The following is a 14,699-nucleotide window of genomic DNA, read 5'->3' as shown; positions in this document are numbered from 1 at the left end:
GTCAGACGATGGTGCTGCGGGCTGTACCGGACCTGTAGCCGCCCTGTGGCTCGGTGCGCGTGGCCATCACGATGCGTGGGTGGCCGGCGATGATGCTGGTGTCTCCGTCGGTGGCTGGACCCGAACCTCTTATCGGGCTGGAGGCCGACTGTCGGGTCGGAGGTGCGATGGGCGGTGCCGTGCCGGCGGGTCGGCGGTTGGTCGGGCGCGAGCGGGAGCTCGACCTGCTCGACGCCGCGCTCGACGGCGTGGGCTCGGGTGTCTCCGGGGTGGTGGAGCTGCTGGGTGAGCCCGGGATCGGGAAGAGCTCGCTGCTCGACGCGATGGTCGCGGCCGCCGAGGCCCGTGGCCATCTGGTCTTCGCCGGCCGCGCGGCCGAGTTCGAGGCCGGGCAGCCGTTCGGCGTGTTCGCCGACGCGATGGACGACTACGTGAGCTCGCCGGGTGCCGGTGTGGTCGAGCAGCTTGATCCGGAGCGGCTCGCCGAGCTCGCGGCGGTCTTCCCGTCCTTCTCGCGGAGAGCGCGGCAGGGCGGTCTGCAGGGCGAGCGCTTCCGGGTGCACTACGCGATGCGGTTGCTGTTCGAGCGGCTCGCGGTGTGCCGGCCGGTGGTGGTCGCGCTGGACGACGTGCACTGGGCGGACCCGGCGTCGGTCGAGTTGATCTGCCATCTGCTGCGCCGCGGGATCCGCGGGCGGGTGCTGGTGACGCTCGCGTACCGGCCGCGTCAGGCGCAGCCGCGACTGCTCGCGGAACTGGAGGTGGCGCGCCGGCGCGGTCGGTCGACGACCGTCGAGCCGCGGCCGTTGAGCCCGGCCGAGGCGGCCGAGCTGGTCGGCGATCTCGGGGACGAGCTGCGCACGCGGCTGTACGAGCAGAGCGGGGGCAATCCCTTCTACCTCGAGCAGCTTGCCCGGGCGGTGCGGGAGTCGGCGGGTCGCGGGCGCCCTGCCGGCGTCGCCGTGGACGGGGAGCTGCCGGTGCCGGTGCGGGCCGCGTTGGCGGGGGAGCTCGATCGGTTGACGCCGCCGGCCCGGGCGCTGCTCGCCGGTGCGGCGGTGGTCGGGGAGCAGCTCGAGCCGGAGTTGGCGGCACGGGCGGCCGGGATCGACGAGCGGGCGGCGCTGTCCTGTTTGGACGAGCTGATCGCGGCGGATCTGCTGCGGGAGACCACGGCGCCGCGCCGGGTCCGCTTCCGGCATCCGATCGTGCGCCACGCGGTCTACGCGTCCGCGAGCGCCGGCTGGCGGCTCGCGGCACACCGCCGGCTGGCCGCCGCGCTCGACGAACGCGGCGCTGCGGTCACCGTCCGGGCGCACCACGTGGAGCAGTCCGCGCAGCCCGGGGACCTGGCCGCGGTGGCCGTGCTCGAGCAGGCGGGCCACGCCGCCGCACCGCACGCGCCGGCGAGCGCCGCACGCTGGTTCACCGCCGCGCTGCGGCTTCTCCCCGCGGACCGTCAGCCGGCGGGCGGCCGCCGGCGCCTCGACCTGCTGGAGCCGTTGGCCACGTCGCTGGGTTCGGCCGGTCACCTCGCGGAGAGCCGCGACGTCATGCACAAGATCCTCGCTGCGCTGCCGGCGCGACGGTCGGCCACGCGCGTGCGGCTTATCCCGTTCGTCGCCTTGATCGAACACCTGCTGGGCAACCACGACGCGGCCGGCGCCCAGCTGCGCGCGGCGTTGCACACGCTGCCGGATCCCCGGTCGGCCGAGGCGGTGGCGCTGCGGCTGGAGCTGGTGTCGGACCGGTTCTACGTCAACGACAACGACGGGATGCACACCTGGGCGCGCGAGGCGTATCTCGGGGCCGCCGCGCTCGGCGATCCCGCACTGCGCGCGAACACGGCGATCGCGCTCGCGGTGGCGGAGTACAAGACAGCCCGGCTGCGTGCCGCCGCGGCACACCACCGGGAGGCGACCGGACTCGTCGACGAGTTGCCGGACGGGCGGCTCACGCAGCTGCTGGGCACCTTTTTCTGGCTCGGCTGGTACGGCCAGTGCATGGAACACCACGACGAGGCCATCCGTTACCTCGCCCGCGGTCTCGCGCTGTCGCGCGCCACCGGCCAGGGTCATCTGGTGGTGCCGATGACGATCGGCTCGGCGATCTGCACCACATGGCGTGGTCGTTTGACCGAAGCGGCCGCGCTGGCCGAGGACCTGATGGAGATGTCCCGGCTGTCCGGCAACGATCAGTTCCTCACCTGGTCGCTGTCGCTGCGCGGCTGGATCGCGACCCTGTCGGGCGATCTCGCCGCCGGGGTGGCCGACGGCGAGGAGGCCGTCGAGGTCGCGCGGCGGGTCGGCGACAACTACTTCGCCGCGATCACGAGCTGCCGTCTCGCGGAGACCCGGCTGGAGGCGGGCGAGCCACACCGCTGCGTGGCGGAGCTGCTGGCCGCGGTCGGCGGACCGGAGCTCGAGCCGGTGGAGCGCGCCGTCAAGCCGCACTTCTACGAGATCCTGACCCGCGCCGAGCTGGGCCGTGGACACCACGAGGCGGCCGAGCGCTGGGCGACGCTCGCCGAGCGGGCGGCCGACGGCATCACCATCCCCGGAAGGTCGGCGGAGGCGTTGCGCGCCCGGGCCGCGGTGGATCTCGCGCGTGGCGCGGTCCGGCCGGCCGCGGCGGCCGCGCTGGCCGCCGCCGACGCGGCCGACCGGGCCGGCGACCGCATCGACGCGGGGCGGGGACGGCTGCTCGCCGGCCGGGCCCTGCTCGCGGGCGGACAGCGGGAGGCGGCCACGGGCGAGCTGACCCGCGCCCTGCGAGAGCTGGAGGCATGTGGCGCTCGCCGCTACCGGGACCAGGCCGCGCGCGAGCTGCGCCGGCTCGGCCTGCGGGTGACGCGCCACGGCGCACGGGGTGCCGGCGCTGGGCTGTCCGCACTCAGTGAGCGGGAGCGTCAGGTCGCCGACCTGGTGAGCGAGGGCCGGACCAACCGCGAGATCGCCGCCGCCCTGTTCGTCAGCGAGAAGACCGTGGAGCGGCACGTATCAAAGCTGTTCGAGAAGCTGGGGGTCACCGGCCGCGGCGCGGTGGGCGCGGCGATCGGGCGTGCGCACTCCTGACCCACACGCCCGACCGACCGTCACCGCCTCGTCGAGCGGTCACGCCACCACGCGGACCACGGCCTCCACCTCGTACTGCGCGCCGGCGCCGACGAGCTGCAGGGTGCCGCTCTGCGGCTCGCACGCGAAGAAGGCGTTCTTCGGGCTGATCCTGTCGTTCTCGATGGGGTCGTCCTCGACGAACTTGAAACTGAGCGCGCCGTCGGAGAACCGCACCGTCGTGATAGGACCGAACGCGCTGGCCGGCTTCGCCGTCCCGGCGGTCGGGAACTGGACGGTGCCGCTCTGCGGCAGGAGGTTCCCGCCGACGACCATGAAGATCTCGTCGCCGTTGCCGCCCTCCTGCAGAACCTTCGCCTTGACCTCGTCGCCGACGACGTTGTCGGTGTTCTCGATGCTGAAGTCGCACACGTTGCCCGCGGCCGAGGCCGTCGCGGGCCCCACCACGCCCAGGCCGGCGACCACGCCGGCGATCACGAGGCAGGCGCGCAGCCGCCGCCGGGCCCTGTGCCCGAGATTCCTGACTTTGTACATGTCAACCCCAATTCGTCCGGGAGAAGGTGGTCGCCGAGCCCGTGCCAGCGGCAGGAGCTGCGGCGGCCGGGTACGCCCGAAAACGCTGGCAGACAGGACGGCCGACGGTTATTGGGGAAATCCCTCAGCTACGCAGGGCCACCGTCCGGCCGCGCCACGTGGCCCCGCTCCGCCGCGGCACGCCGCTGCCGGGTTGTCCGTTCTTGACGCCGGCACCACGGGTGCCCACGGCCGTTCCGCCGCGCCGAGATGCGGTCGCGGCTGGTCTGGCAGACGATGGCCAGGTGCCTCGACTGTCAGAGGGAGGTACAGCTCGTGAGCACGGAGGTGTCACGCAGTCGCGGCGGTGGTGAGGCGCCCTCGGCGGGTCGCCGGGCGGTGATGCTCGTCCTCGCGACGGTGGGGTTCGCCGTGAACTTCTGGGCGTGGGCGTTGCTGAGCCCGCTCGGGCCGATGTTCCAGGAGACACTCCGGCTGACCGCGTTCGAGCAGGCGCTGATCGTGGCGGTGCCGGTCGTGGTCGGTTCCCTCGGCCGGATTCCGGTCGGGGCGTTGACCGACAGGTACGGCGGGCGGGTGATGTTCCCCCTCGTCTCCGCGGTGACCATCGTGCCGGTGCTGTTCGTCGGGCTCGCCGGCCACTCGTCGCTGGCCGCGCTGCTGGTCGGCGGGTTCTTCCTCGGCATCGGCGGCACGGCGTTCGCGGTCGGCGTGCCGTTCGTCAACGCGTGGTTCCCGCCCGAGCGGCGCGGGCTGGCGATCGGCGTCTTCGGGATGGGCATGGGCGGCACGGCGATCAGCGCGCTCACCACCGTGAAGCTCGTCGACGCCGGTGGCGTGCCGACGCCGTTCGTGGTGACCGCCGCGGTCCTGGCGGTCTACGCCGTGGTCGCCCTGGCGGTGTTGCGGGACTCGCCGGACCGGACGGTGCCGACCGGCTCGCTCGGCCAGCGGCTGGCGGCGACCGCACGCCTGCCGGTGACGTGGCAGGCCGCGGCGCTGTACGCGGTTGCCTTCGGCGGGTACGTCGCGTTCTCGGTGTACCTGCCGGCCTACCTCAAGACCGCGTACGGACTCGAGCAGGCCGACGCGGCGAACCGGATGGCCGGGTTCGTGTTGCTGGCGGTCGTGATGCGGCCACTCGGTGGCTGGCTCTCCGACCGGACCGACCCGGTCCGGGTGCTCACCGCCGCGCTCGCCGTCGTCGTGGCCGGGGCGGCGGTGCAGGCGTTCACCCCGGCGTTGATGCCGCTCGGCACGATCGCGTTCCTGTCGATGGCCGCCGCGCTGGGCGCGGGCAGCGGTGCCGTCTTCGCGCTCGTCGCGCTGCTGGCACCGGCGAACAAGGTCGGCGCGGTCACGGGGGTCGTGGGCGCGGCCGGCGGGCTGGGCGGCTTCGTGCCGCCGCTTGTCATGGGCGCGCTGTACGGCGCGCTGTCGTCCTACGCGCTGGGGTTCGCCGCGCTCGCCGTCGTCGCGCTCGCGGCGGCGCTGTTCACGGCGACCGCCGTGCGCCAGGCCGTGGCGACGGCCGGCTGAGAGGTGATCATGGTGGACGACGAGCTGACCGACGCCCTCGTACGCACCCGCCGCTTCTTCACCCGCGCGGAGGTCTCCCCGGACCTGCGGACGCTGCACAAGATCGGCGGCCGGCAGGCGGACGAGTTCTACCGCGACCGGTGGAGCCACGACAAGGTCGTCCGGTCCACGCACGGGGTGAACTGCACCGGATCGTGCTCGTGGAAGGTCTACGTCAAGGACGGGATCATCACCTGGGAGGCCCAGCAGACCGACTACCCGTCGGTGGGGCCGGACCGGCCGGAGTACGAGCCGCGCGGCTGCCCGCGCGGGGCCGCGTTCTCCTGGTACACCTACTCGCCCACGAGGGTGCGCTACCCGTACGTGCGCGGTGTGCTGCTCGAGATGTACCGGGAGGCCAAGGCGCGGACCGGTGACCCGGTGCAGGCGTGGGCCGAGATCGTCGAGGACCTGGACCGATCCGTGCGGTACAAGGCGGCGCGCGGAAAGGGCGGGCTCGTCCGGGCGTCGTGGGAGGAGGCCACGGAGCTGGCCGCCGCGGCGCACGTGTACACGATCAAGCGGTACGGGCCGGACCGGATCGCCGGGTTCTCGCCGATCCCGGCGATGTCGATGGTCTCGCACGCGTCGGGCGCGCGGTTCGTGTCGCTGATCGGCGGGACCATGCTGTCGTTCTACGACTGGTACGCCGATCTCCCGGTGGCCTCGCCGCAGGTGTTCGGCGACCAGACCGACGTGCCCGAGTCCGGCGACTGGTGGGACGCCGGCTACCTGATCATGTGGGGCTCCAACCTGCCGGTGACCCGCACGCCGGACGCGCACTGGATGGCCGAGGCCCGCTACCGCGGCCAGAAGGTCGTCGCCGTCTCCCCGGACTACGCCGACAACGTCAAGTTCGCCGACGAGTGGCTAGCCGCCCGGCCGGGCACCGACGGCGCGCTCGCCATGGCGATGGGTCACGTGCTCCTGCGCGAGTTCTTCGTCGACCGCGAGGTGCCGTACTTCACCGGCTACGCCAAGCGCTACACCGACCTGCCGTTCCTGGTCCGGCTCGACGAACGCGGTGACGTCGGGGCCGGCGTGCACGTGCCGGGCAAGTTCCTGACCGCGGACGACCTCGGCGACGCCGCCGAGCACGCCGCCTTCAAGACCGTTCTCCTGGACGCGGCCACCGGAGAGCCCGCGGTGCCCAACGGCTCGCTCGGATTCCGGTACGGCGAGGCGGGTGCCGGGAGGTGGAACCTCGACCTCGGGGACGTCGACCCGGTGCTGTCGATCGGGGACGGCGAGCCGGTCGAGGTCGAGCTGCCCCGCTTCGACGAGCCGGGCACGCTGCGACGCGGCGTGCGCGCCCGGCGAGTCGGCGGCCACCTGGTGACCACCGTGTTCGACCTGCTGCTCGCGCAGTACGGCGTCGCGCGCGCGGACCTGCCCGGCCAGTGGCCCGCCGGCTACGACGACGCGGCGCAGCCGTACACGCCGGCGTGGCAGGAACCGATCACGGGCGTGCCCGCGGCGGCCGCGGCCCGCATCGGGCGCGAGTTCGCGGCCAACGCCGAGGAGACCCGCGGCCGCTCGATGATCGTCATGGGCGCCGGCACCAACCACTGGTTCCACTCCGACACGATCTACCGGGCGTTCCTCGCGCTCACCACGCTGACCGGCTGCCAGGGCGTCAACGGCGGCGGCTGGGCGCACTACGTTGGGCAGGAGAAGTGCCGGCCGGTCACCGGCTGGTCCCAGCTCGCGTTCGCGCTCGACTGGTCCCGCCCGCCGCGGCAGATGATCCAGACAGCCTACTGGTACCTGCACACCGACCAGCATCGCTATGATCCCCGGGGATCCGGGGGCCGCTCCCCGGGAAAACACAGTTCGTTCCTGGGCGGGAAGAGCACCGCCGACCTCATCGCGCTGTCCGCCCGGCTGGGCTGGATGCCGTCGTACCCGACGTTCGACCGCAACCCGCTCGACCTCGCCGACGAGGCGGCCCTCGCCGGGGAGTCCGGGGCGGACTACGTCGTGGACGAGCTGAAGGGCGGCCGGCTGCGGTTCGCCTGCGAGGATCCGGACAACCCGGAGAACTTCCCGCGCGTGCTGAGCGTGTGGCGGGCGAACCTGCTCGGCTCGTCGGCCAAGGGCAACGAGTACTTTCTCAAGCACCTGCTGGGCACGGACTCGTCGCTGCGCGCCGAGCAGACGGTGCAGGAGACGGGGCCGGGCGCCCCGACCGGGAAGCTGGACCTGTTGCTGTCGCTGGACTTCCGCATGACCAGCACCACGCTGTTCTCCGACGTCGTGCTGCCCGCGGCGACCTGGTACGAGAAGCACGACCTCAACACCACCGACATGCACCCGTTCGTGCACTCGTTCAACCCGGCCATCGCGCCGCCGTGGCAGACCCGCACCGACTGGTCGGCGTTCCAGGAGATCGCCAGGGCCTTCAGCGCGCTCGCCGCGACGCATCTCGGCGTACGCAGGGACGTGGTCGCCACGCCGCTGCTGCACGACACCCCGGACGAGCTCGCCACCCCGCACGGCCGGGTCCGCGACTGGCGGGCGGGGGAGTGCGAACCGGTACCCGGGCTGACGATGCCCCGCCTCACCGTCGTCGAACGGGACTACGCGGCCATCGCGGACAAGATGGCCGCGCTCGGCCCGCTCGCCGACACGCTGGGGGCCACCACGAAGGGCGTCACCTTCGAGCTCGCGGCGGAGGTCGACTACCTGCGACACAAGAACGGCGCGGTGCGCCGCGGCCCGGGCAGCCCGGCCGACGGCCGCCCGTCGCTGGCGCGGGACGTCCACGCGTGCGAGGCGATCCTCGCGTTCTCCGGCACCACCAACGGTCATCTCGCGACCCAGGGGTTCCACACACTCGAACGGCGGACGGGCATGCCGCTCGCGGATCTCGCCGCCGAGCACGAGGGCAAACGGATCACGTTCGCCGACACCCAGTCCGCACCCGTTCCGGTGATCACGTCGCCGGAGTGGTCCGGGTCGGAGACCGGCGGGCGGCGGTACTCGCCGTTCACGATCAACGTCGAGCGGCTCAAGCCGTGGCACACCCTCACCGGCCGCCAGCACTTCTTCCTCGACCACGACTGGATGGCCGAGCTGGGGGAGTGCCTGCCGGTGTACCGGCCACCGCTGGACATGACCGCGCTGTTCGGCGAGCTGAAGATCGGGTCCCGGGGCGAGTCCGGGGTCGCCGTGCGGTACCTGACGCCGCACTCGAAGTGGTCGATCCACTCCGAGTACCAGGACAACCTGTTCATGCTCAGCCTCTCCCGCGGCGGCCAGACGATCTGGATGTCCACACAGGACGCGGCGAAGATCGGGGTGGCGGACAACGACTGGATCGAGGCCGTCAACCGCAACGGGGTCGTCGTGGCCCGCGCCATCGTGTCCCACCGGATGCCCGAGGGCACCGTCTACATGCACCACGCGCAGGACCGGCTGATCGACGTGCCCCGCGCGGAGACGTCGGGCAAGCGCGGTGGCATCCACAACTCGCTGACCCGCCTGCTGATCAAACCCAGCCACCTCATCGGCGGCTACGCGCAGCTGTCCTTCGCGTTCAACTACCTCGGCCCGACGGGCAACCAACGGGACGAGGTCACCGTCATCCGCCGCCGCAGCCAGGAGGTGACGTACTGATGGTCAGGGAAGGTGCCCACCGATCAACGGATCCGCAGGGGCACGTGCCGGCGGCCGACCACGATCAACCGGCCGTCGCGCGGCGTCGTCGCCAACGCAGCTATCGCACGGAAATTCCGGGGAGGAGGCGGTAATGCGCGTCATGGCTCAGATGGCGATGGTCATGAACCTCGACAAGTGCATCGGCTGCCACACCTGTTCGGTCACCTGCAAGCAGGCGTGGACCAACCGTTCGGGCGTCGAGTACGTGTGGTTCAACAACGTGGAAACCCGGCCGGGGCAAGGATATCCGCGCACCTACGAGAACCAGGAACGCTGGCGCGGCGGCTGGACGCTGAACAAGCGCGGCCGGCTCACGCTGAAGGGCGGCGGCCGGCTGCGCAAGCTGCTGACGATCTTCGCCAACCCCAAGCTGCCCAGCATCGACGACTACTACGAGCCCTGGACCTACGACTACGACACCCTCACCAGCGCACCGCTGCAGGAGCACACGCCGGTCGCCCGGCCGCGGTCGCTGATCAGCGGCGAGCCCACCAAGATCACGTGGTCGGCCAACTGGGACGACGACCTCGGCGGGGCGCCGGACGAGGGGCACAAGGACCCGTTGCGCAAGGGCATCGAGGACAAGGTCCGCTTCGAGTTCGAGCGGACGTTCATGTTCTACCTGCCGCGCATCTGCGAGCACTGCCTCAACCCGTCATGTGCCGCGTCGTGCCCGTCCGGTGCGATCTACAAGCGCAGCGAGGACGGCATCGTGCTGGTCGACCAGGACCGCTGCCGTGGCTGGCGGATGTGCGTGTCCGGGTGTCCCTACAAGAAGGTCTACTTCAACCACCGCACCGGCAAGGCCGAGAAGTGCACGTTCTGCTTCCCGCGCGTCGAGGTCGGCATCCCGACCGTGTGCGCGGAGACCTGCGTCGGCCGGCTGCGCTACATCGGCCTGATGCTCTACGACGCCGACAAGGTCCTCGCCGCGGCGTCCACACCGGACGAGACCGGGCTGTACGAGGCCCAGCGCGAGGTGTTCCTCGACCCGCACGACCCGGCCGTCGCGCGGGAGGCCGAACGGGCCGGCATCCCGCGCGACTGGGTCGAGGCGGCGCAACGATCCCCGGTGTACGCGCTGATCAACACGTACCGGATGGCGCTGCCGCTGCACCCGGAGTACCGCACCATGCCGATGGTCTGGTACATCCCGCCGCTGTCGCCGGTCGTCGACGTCGTGCGCGACACCGGCCACGACGCGGAGGACAACGGCAACCTGTTCGCCGCCATCGAGGCGCTGCGCATCCCGGTCGAGTACCTCGCGCGGCTGTTCACCGCTGGCGACGTCGCGCCCGTCGAGGCGGTGCTGCGCCGCCTCGCGGCGATGCGGAGCTACCTGCGCGACATCAACCTCGGCCGCGAGCCGCGCGAGGAGATCGCCGCATCGGTCGGCATGACCGGCGAGCAGGTCTACGACATGTACCGGCTGCTCGCCCTCGCCAAGTACGACGAGCGCTACGTCATCCCGCCCGCGCACGCCGAACAGGCCCACGGCCTCGAGGAGCTGGCGACGGAGTGCAGCCTCGACTACGAGGGCGGCCCCGGCATGGGCGGCTCGGGCCCGTTCGGCGAGGCCTCGGGCGGCCCCGCGCCGATCGCCGTGGAGAACTTCCGCATGCTGCGCGACCGCCAGACCAGCGAGGCGCCGACCACCGAGCGGGTCAACCTGCTCAACTGGGACGGCAAGGGAAACCCGGTACCACCGAAGTCATCACCCGGGAGGCGGCCGTGATCGCCTGGCAGGTGCAGTCCCTGCTGCTGAGCTACCCCGACCAGCAGCTGCTCGACCGGCAGCCGCTGCTGCGTGCCGCGGTCCGGCGGCTGCCGCCGGCCGTCGGCGAGCCGCTGGCAGCCTTCCTCGACCACCTCGACGCGACCCCGCTCACCGAGCTCGCCGCCGACTACGTGGCCACCTTCGACCATCGCAAGCGGTTCAGCCCGTACCTCACCTATTTCGCCTACGGCGACACGCGCAAGCGCGGCATGGCGTTGCTGCGCTTCAAGCACGCCTACCGCGCGGCCGGTCTGGTACTCGGCGAGGACGAGCTGCCCGACCACCTGGCGGTGGTGCTCGAGTTCGCGGCCACCGGCGATCCCGCCGCGGGACGACGCCTGCTGATCGAGCATCGCGCCGGCCTGGAACTGATGCGCCTCGGCCTGCGCGAGGCCGGCTCGCCGTGGGCGCACGTGCTCGACTCGGTCTCGGCGACCCTGCCTCCGCTGGGCCGGCTCGACCACGCGAAGGTCGCGCAGCTTTCCGCCGACGGGCCGCCGGAGGAAGAGGTCGGCCTGTCGCCCTACGCGGCGGACGGGAGCGTGCGATGACCGCGCTGGACATCTTCCTGTGGGTCGCCGTGCCCTACGCGTCGATCGCGGTGTTCGTAGTCGGGCACGTGTGGCGCTACCGCTACGACAAGTTCGGCTGGACCACGCGCTCGTCCCAGCTTTACGAGAGGCGTCTGCTGCGCCTGGGCAGCCCGCTGTTCCACTTCGGAATCCTGCTCGTCGCGCTCGGCCACATCGGCGGGCTCCTCATTCCGGAGTCGTGGACGGACGCGATCGGCATCAGCGAGACGGCCTACCACGCCACCGCCGTGGCGCTCGGCGTCCTCGCCGGCACCTGCACGCTGGCCGGGGCGGCCATCCTCGTCTACCGGCGCCGCACGGTCGGTCCCGTGTTCTCCGCGACCACGCGGAACGACAAGATCATGTACGTGCTGCTCGTGGGCACGATCGTGCTCGGGCTAGGCACGACGGTGCTCGGCAACCTCACGGGCCACCCGCACGACTACCGGCAGACGGTCGCGCCGTGGTTCCGGTCGATCTTCTACTTCCAGCCCGAGCCCGCACTGATGACCCAGGCCCCGATCGGCTTCCAGCTGCACGCGGTGGCCGCATGGGTCCTGTTCGCCTTCTGGCCCTTCAGCCGGCTCGTGCACGTGTTCTCGATGCCGCTCGGCTACCTCACCCGGCCCTACATCGTCTACCGCAGCCGCGACGTGCGGCAGGGCAGCCGAGCCCCGAGGCGGGGGTGGGAGCAGGTCCGTTGACGGCGACGCCACGCGTCCGGGTCATTTGGTCTTGCCGGGTTTCGCCGGTTTGGCGTCGGCGTGCCCTTCTTGGTGTGCCTTGGGGGCGTGCTTGGGCTGTTCGCTCTTCGCTGGGGACGCGTGCCTGGTCGCCGGCTTCTTGGCGCCGGACCGTGCGGGCCGCTCGGCGGCCACCGGTCGCTGCTTGCCGGCACGGGCCGCGGCGGGCTGTCCGCGGTCGTGGCCCGGCGCGGTGGTGGGACGGTCGGGAGCGCTGCCGGGGACCGGCTGGCCCGCGGTACCGGTCGGCGTCGCGAGCAGCACGGCGGTGAGCATCACGCCCGCCACGCCGACGCCGCCGAGGCCGGCGCGCAGCTTCCCCTGGTACCGCCGCGGCGGTACGGCGGTCCGGCTCGGCGGCTGCGGCTCGATCCGGAGCACGGCCGTGCGCGGTTCGGGGTGGACGCGGCTTCCGCCTTCCGCGATGGCACGCAGGCGGCGCGCACATTCCATGGCGTCGGGCCGGTTGGCCGGGTGGTTCTCGGTCATGGCCGTCAGCAGCTGGTGCCACGCGGGACCGAAGTCGTCGGGCACGTTCGGTGAGCGGGACAGCCGCGCGACCGCCACCTCGATGTCGGAGCCCTCGTACTCGGTCCGGCCGGTCAGGCATTCCAGCAGCACCAGGCCGAGGGCGTAGATGTCCGCCTCCGGGCCGACGACGGCGCCGGTGACCTGTTCCGGGGCCAGGTAGCAGGCGGTGCCGACCAGCTCGCCCGTGTTGGTCAGGCGGGCGGAACCCAGGGCCCAGGCGAGGCCGAAATCGGCCAGGTAGTAGTCGCCCCCGGAGTCGATCAGCACGTTGGACGGCTTGACGTCCCGGTGCACGATCCCGTTCGCGTGCACGTGGGCGAGTGCCGTCGCGAGACGGGCGCCGAGCCCCGCCACCTGGCCGGCCGGGAGCGCGCCGTCGGTGTTGATGCGCTGCCGAAGCGTGCCGCCCTCGACCAGCTGCATGACCAGGTACGGCCGGCGCTGATCTTCGAAGGAGGCGTCGAAGACGGTGACCAGGGCCGGATGCGACAGGCCGGCGAGCATCCGCGCCTCGCCGACGAACCGCGCCTGGTCTGCCCGGTCGTCGAGCGGCCGGAAGAACTTGATCGCGACGTCGCGGCCGAGCACCCGATCCCGGGCGACGTGCACATCGGCCATACCGCCCGAACCGAGCAGGTCGCCGAGCTCGTAGCGGCCCCCGAGCTCGTCCCGCGTCGGCTCGTCAACGTTGAAAGCCGTGCCGCCCTCCATGAAGGCGGCAAATACCCCACGACCTCACCCCGGAAACCCGGAGCCAGGTTCCAGTCCGGTCACGCCTGCTCGTCCGGCAGCCGTCGACGGCTTGCCGGGCCGCGCACTGTGGTCACGTGTTTGGTGGCGCGGATGATCGCCGAGGTGAGCTTGTGGCCCGCGTCGTGGGTGGGCCGGACCTCGACTTCCGCCAGGCCGGCCGCCGCCAGCAGGGACCGGTAGGCGCCCGCCGTGAGCGCGGTCGCGAGGCATTCGACGTCGGCGCCCGCGGCACGTTCGGCGTCGGTGAGGGTGTCGTCGGCGATGAGGTCGGTGATGCCGAGCCGGCCGCCGGGTCGAAGGACGCGGGCGATCTCGGCGAAGACGGCGGACTTGTTCGCGGCCAGGGCGATCACGCAGTTCGAGATGACCACGTCGACTGACGAGTCGGGCAGTGGGACTTCTTCGATGCGGCCACGCAGGAACTCGGCGTTGGTGACGCCTGCCTCGGCGGCGTTGCGGCGGGCGAGCGCGAGCATGTCGTCGGTCATGTCCAGGCCGATCGCCCGGCCGGCGGGACCGACGCGGCGGGCGGAGAGCAGCACGTCGAGCCCGCCGCCGGAGCCGAGGTCGAGGACGGTCTCGCCCTCGCGCAGCTCCGCGACCGCGATCGGGTTGCCGCAGCCCATGCTCGTCGCGACCGGGAGACCGGCGGCCTCGTCGCCGTAGTGGACCGAGCCGAACGGGTCGTCGGCCGTCCGGACCCTGGTCTCGCCGGCCATCGCACGCCGCGCGGCGGCCGCGTAGCGCTCGCGAACCTCGTCTGTGCCCATGCCGGTGCTCATGCCGGTGCTCATGCCGGTGCTCATGCCGAAGCCTCCCCGCACGCGACCTCGGCGAACGCGACCGCCGGGCGGCCCATGACGACGTCGGCCGCGCTGGGGAAGCACGTCAGGCACCGCTCGTTCACCCGGTACAGGCGCGCGGTGCCTCGCGGTTCGGCGAGCACGAACCGGGCCTCGGTGAGGATCTTCAGATGCGCGGAGACGGTCGACTGGCCGACCGCGACGTGGTCGACGACCTCGCCCACGGTCATCGGCCGGCCGGTCGTCGCGAGCAGGTTGAGGATCTGCACCCGGGTCGGGTCCGCGAGCGCGCGGAACCAGCCGGCATAGGTGGTCGCGGTGTCGCGGTCCAGCATCGAACGCTCCCTTCATCGTCAATCGACGATAAACGATGAAAGCGTCGTGGGAAAGGTCAGGCGGGCACCAGCTCGGCGAGCAGCGCGCGGACGCGGCGGTCGATCTCGTCCCGGATCGGGCGGACCTGGTCGACCGGCTTGCCGGCCGGGTCGGGCAGGTCCCAGTCGAGGTAGCGCTTGCCCGGGTAGACGGGGCAGGCGTCGCCGCAGCCCATGGTGATGACCACGTCCGATGCCTGCACGGCGTCGTCGGTCAGCGGCTTGGGGAATGCTTTCGAGAGGTCGAGCCCGAGCTCGGCCATGGCCTCGACGACCGCCGGGTTGATCTGGTCGGCGGGC

11 protein-coding genes are annotated in these 14,699 nt (G+C 72.2%); 6 read left to right on the top strand and 5 right to left on the bottom strand.

The genetic code is table 11. The annotated features are described in order from the left end of the window. Window positions 1-167 precede the first annotated feature (167 nt). A complete protein-coding gene (locus VH969_RS29235) occupies window positions 168-3,074 on the top strand; it encodes a helix-turn-helix transcriptional regulator (protein ID WP_331980069.1) in 2,907 nt (968 codons plus the stop codon). A 39-nt stretch (window positions 3,075-3,113) separates the two neighbouring features. Here the strand turns inward: VH969_RS29235 and VH969_RS29230 are convergent, their stop codons facing one another. Further along, the gene (locus VH969_RS29230) at window positions 3,114-3,608 is read right to left on the bottom strand and encodes a hypothetical protein (RefSeq protein WP_331980067.1); all 495 of its coding nucleotides are present in this window, start codon (window positions 3,606-3,608) and stop codon (window positions 3,114-3,116) included. Between the two features lie 381 nt (window positions 3,609-3,989). Between VH969_RS29230 and VH969_RS29225 the strand changes: the two genes are divergently transcribed. The 5 genes from VH969_RS29225 to narI all read left to right on the top strand — a co-directional run bounded on the left by VH969_RS29225 (window position 3,990) and on the right by narI (window position 11,899). Continuing rightward, window positions 3,990-5,147 carry an MFS transporter gene (locus VH969_RS29225; RefSeq protein ID WP_331980100.1) on the top strand — a complete coding sequence of 386 codons (1,158 nt, stop codon included), beginning with the start codon at window positions 3,990-3,992 and terminating at the stop codon, window positions 5,145-5,147. 9 nt (window positions 5,148-5,156) lie between these two features. After that, window positions 5,157-8,804, top strand: coding sequence for a nitrate reductase subunit alpha (locus tag VH969_RS29220; protein ID WP_331980065.1), 3,648 nt, complete (start codon window positions 5,157-5,159; stop codon window positions 8,802-8,804). Between the two features lie 133 nt (window positions 8,805-8,937). Then, a complete protein-coding gene (gene narH, locus VH969_RS29215; protein WP_331980063.1) occupies window positions 8,938-10,581 on the top strand; it encodes a nitrate reductase subunit beta in 1,644 nt (547 codons plus the stop codon). Further along, window positions 10,578-11,174 carry a nitrate reductase molybdenum cofactor assembly chaperone gene (gene narJ, locus VH969_RS29210; RefSeq protein WP_331980061.1) on the top strand — a complete coding sequence of 199 codons (597 nt, stop codon included), beginning with the start codon at window positions 10,578-10,580 and terminating at the stop codon, window positions 11,172-11,174. The genes narH and narJ overlap by 4 nt, the downstream gene beginning before the upstream one ends. Then, the gene (gene narI / locus VH969_RS29205; protein WP_331980059.1) at window positions 11,171-11,899 is read left to right on the top strand and encodes a respiratory nitrate reductase subunit gamma; all 729 of its coding nucleotides are present in this window, start codon (window positions 11,171-11,173) and stop codon (window positions 11,897-11,899) included. Before narJ ends, narI begins: the two co-directional genes overlap by 4 nt. 21 nt (window positions 11,900-11,920) lie before the next feature. Here narI and VH969_RS29200 read toward each other — a convergent pair whose 3' ends face one another. The 4 genes from VH969_RS29200 to VH969_RS29185 form a co-directional block, all read right to left on the bottom strand. Further along, the gene (locus VH969_RS29200) at window positions 11,921-13,180 is read right to left on the bottom strand and encodes a serine/threonine-protein kinase (RefSeq protein ID WP_331980057.1); all 1,260 of its coding nucleotides are present in this window, start codon (window positions 13,178-13,180) and stop codon (window positions 11,921-11,923) included. 59 nt (window positions 13,181-13,239) lie between these two features. Further along, window positions 13,240-14,028, bottom strand: a complete 789-nt coding sequence (locus tag VH969_RS29195; RefSeq protein WP_331980055.1) for a methyltransferase domain-containing protein — start codon at window positions 14,026-14,028, stop codon at window positions 13,240-13,242. After that, window positions 14,025-14,360 (bottom strand): ArsR/SmtB family transcription factor, encoded by a 336-nt coding sequence (locus tag VH969_RS29190; RefSeq protein ID WP_331980054.1) that lies wholly within the window; start codon window positions 14,358-14,360, stop codon window positions 14,025-14,027. Before VH969_RS29190 ends, VH969_RS29195 begins: the two co-directional genes overlap by 4 nt. Window positions 14,361-14,416: 56 nt before the next feature. Continuing rightward, window positions 14,417-14,699 (bottom strand): arsenate reductase/protein-tyrosine-phosphatase family protein (locus VH969_RS29185; RefSeq protein ID WP_331980053.1); only part of this gene is annotated, 283 nt, incomplete at its 5' end.

It is taken from the genome of Actinophytocola sp. (genome assembly GCF_036555685.1).
In the GTDB taxonomy this organism is placed as follows: Bacteria; Actinomycetota; Actinomycetes; order Mycobacteriales; family Pseudonocardiaceae; genus Actinophytocola.
Note: the sequence above shows the minus strand (reverse complement) of the source record. Positions and strands in the feature narration are given on the sequence as shown.

What these genes read in the sequence shown, in the direction of transcription:
- VH969_RS29235 (WP_331980069.1), top strand. Translation starts at nt 168, where the DNA reads ATGGGCGGTGCCGTGCCGGCGGGTCGGCGGTTGGTCGGGCGCGAGCGG.
- VH969_RS29230 (WP_331980067.1), bottom strand. Translation starts at nt 3,608, where the DNA reads ATGTACAAAGTCAGGAATCTCGGGCACAGGGCCCGGCGGCGGCTGCGC.
- VH969_RS29225 (WP_331980100.1), top strand. Translation starts at nt 3,990, where the DNA reads ATGCTCGTCCTCGCGACGGTGGGGTTCGCCGTGAACTTCTGGGCGTGG.
- VH969_RS29220 (WP_331980065.1), top strand. Translation starts at nt 5,157, where the DNA reads ATGGTGGACGACGAGCTGACCGACGCCCTCGTACGCACCCGCCGCTTC.
- narH (WP_331980063.1), top strand. Translation starts at nt 8,938, where the DNA reads ATGCGCGTCATGGCTCAGATGGCGATGGTCATGAACCTCGACAAGTGC.
- narI (WP_331980059.1), top strand. Translation starts at nt 11,171, where the DNA reads ATGACCGCGCTGGACATCTTCCTGTGGGTCGCCGTGCCCTACGCGTCG.
- VH969_RS29200 (WP_331980057.1), bottom strand. Translation starts at nt 13,180, where the DNA reads ATGGAGGGCGGCACGGCTTTCAACGTTGACGAGCCGACGCGGGACGAG.
- VH969_RS29195 (WP_331980055.1), bottom strand. Translation starts at nt 14,028, where the DNA reads ATGAGCACCGGCATGAGCACCGGCATGAGCACCGGCATGGGCACAGAC.
- VH969_RS29190 (WP_331980054.1), bottom strand. Translation starts at nt 14,360, where the DNA reads ATGCTGGACCGCGACACCGCGACCACCTATGCCGGCTGGTTCCGCGCG.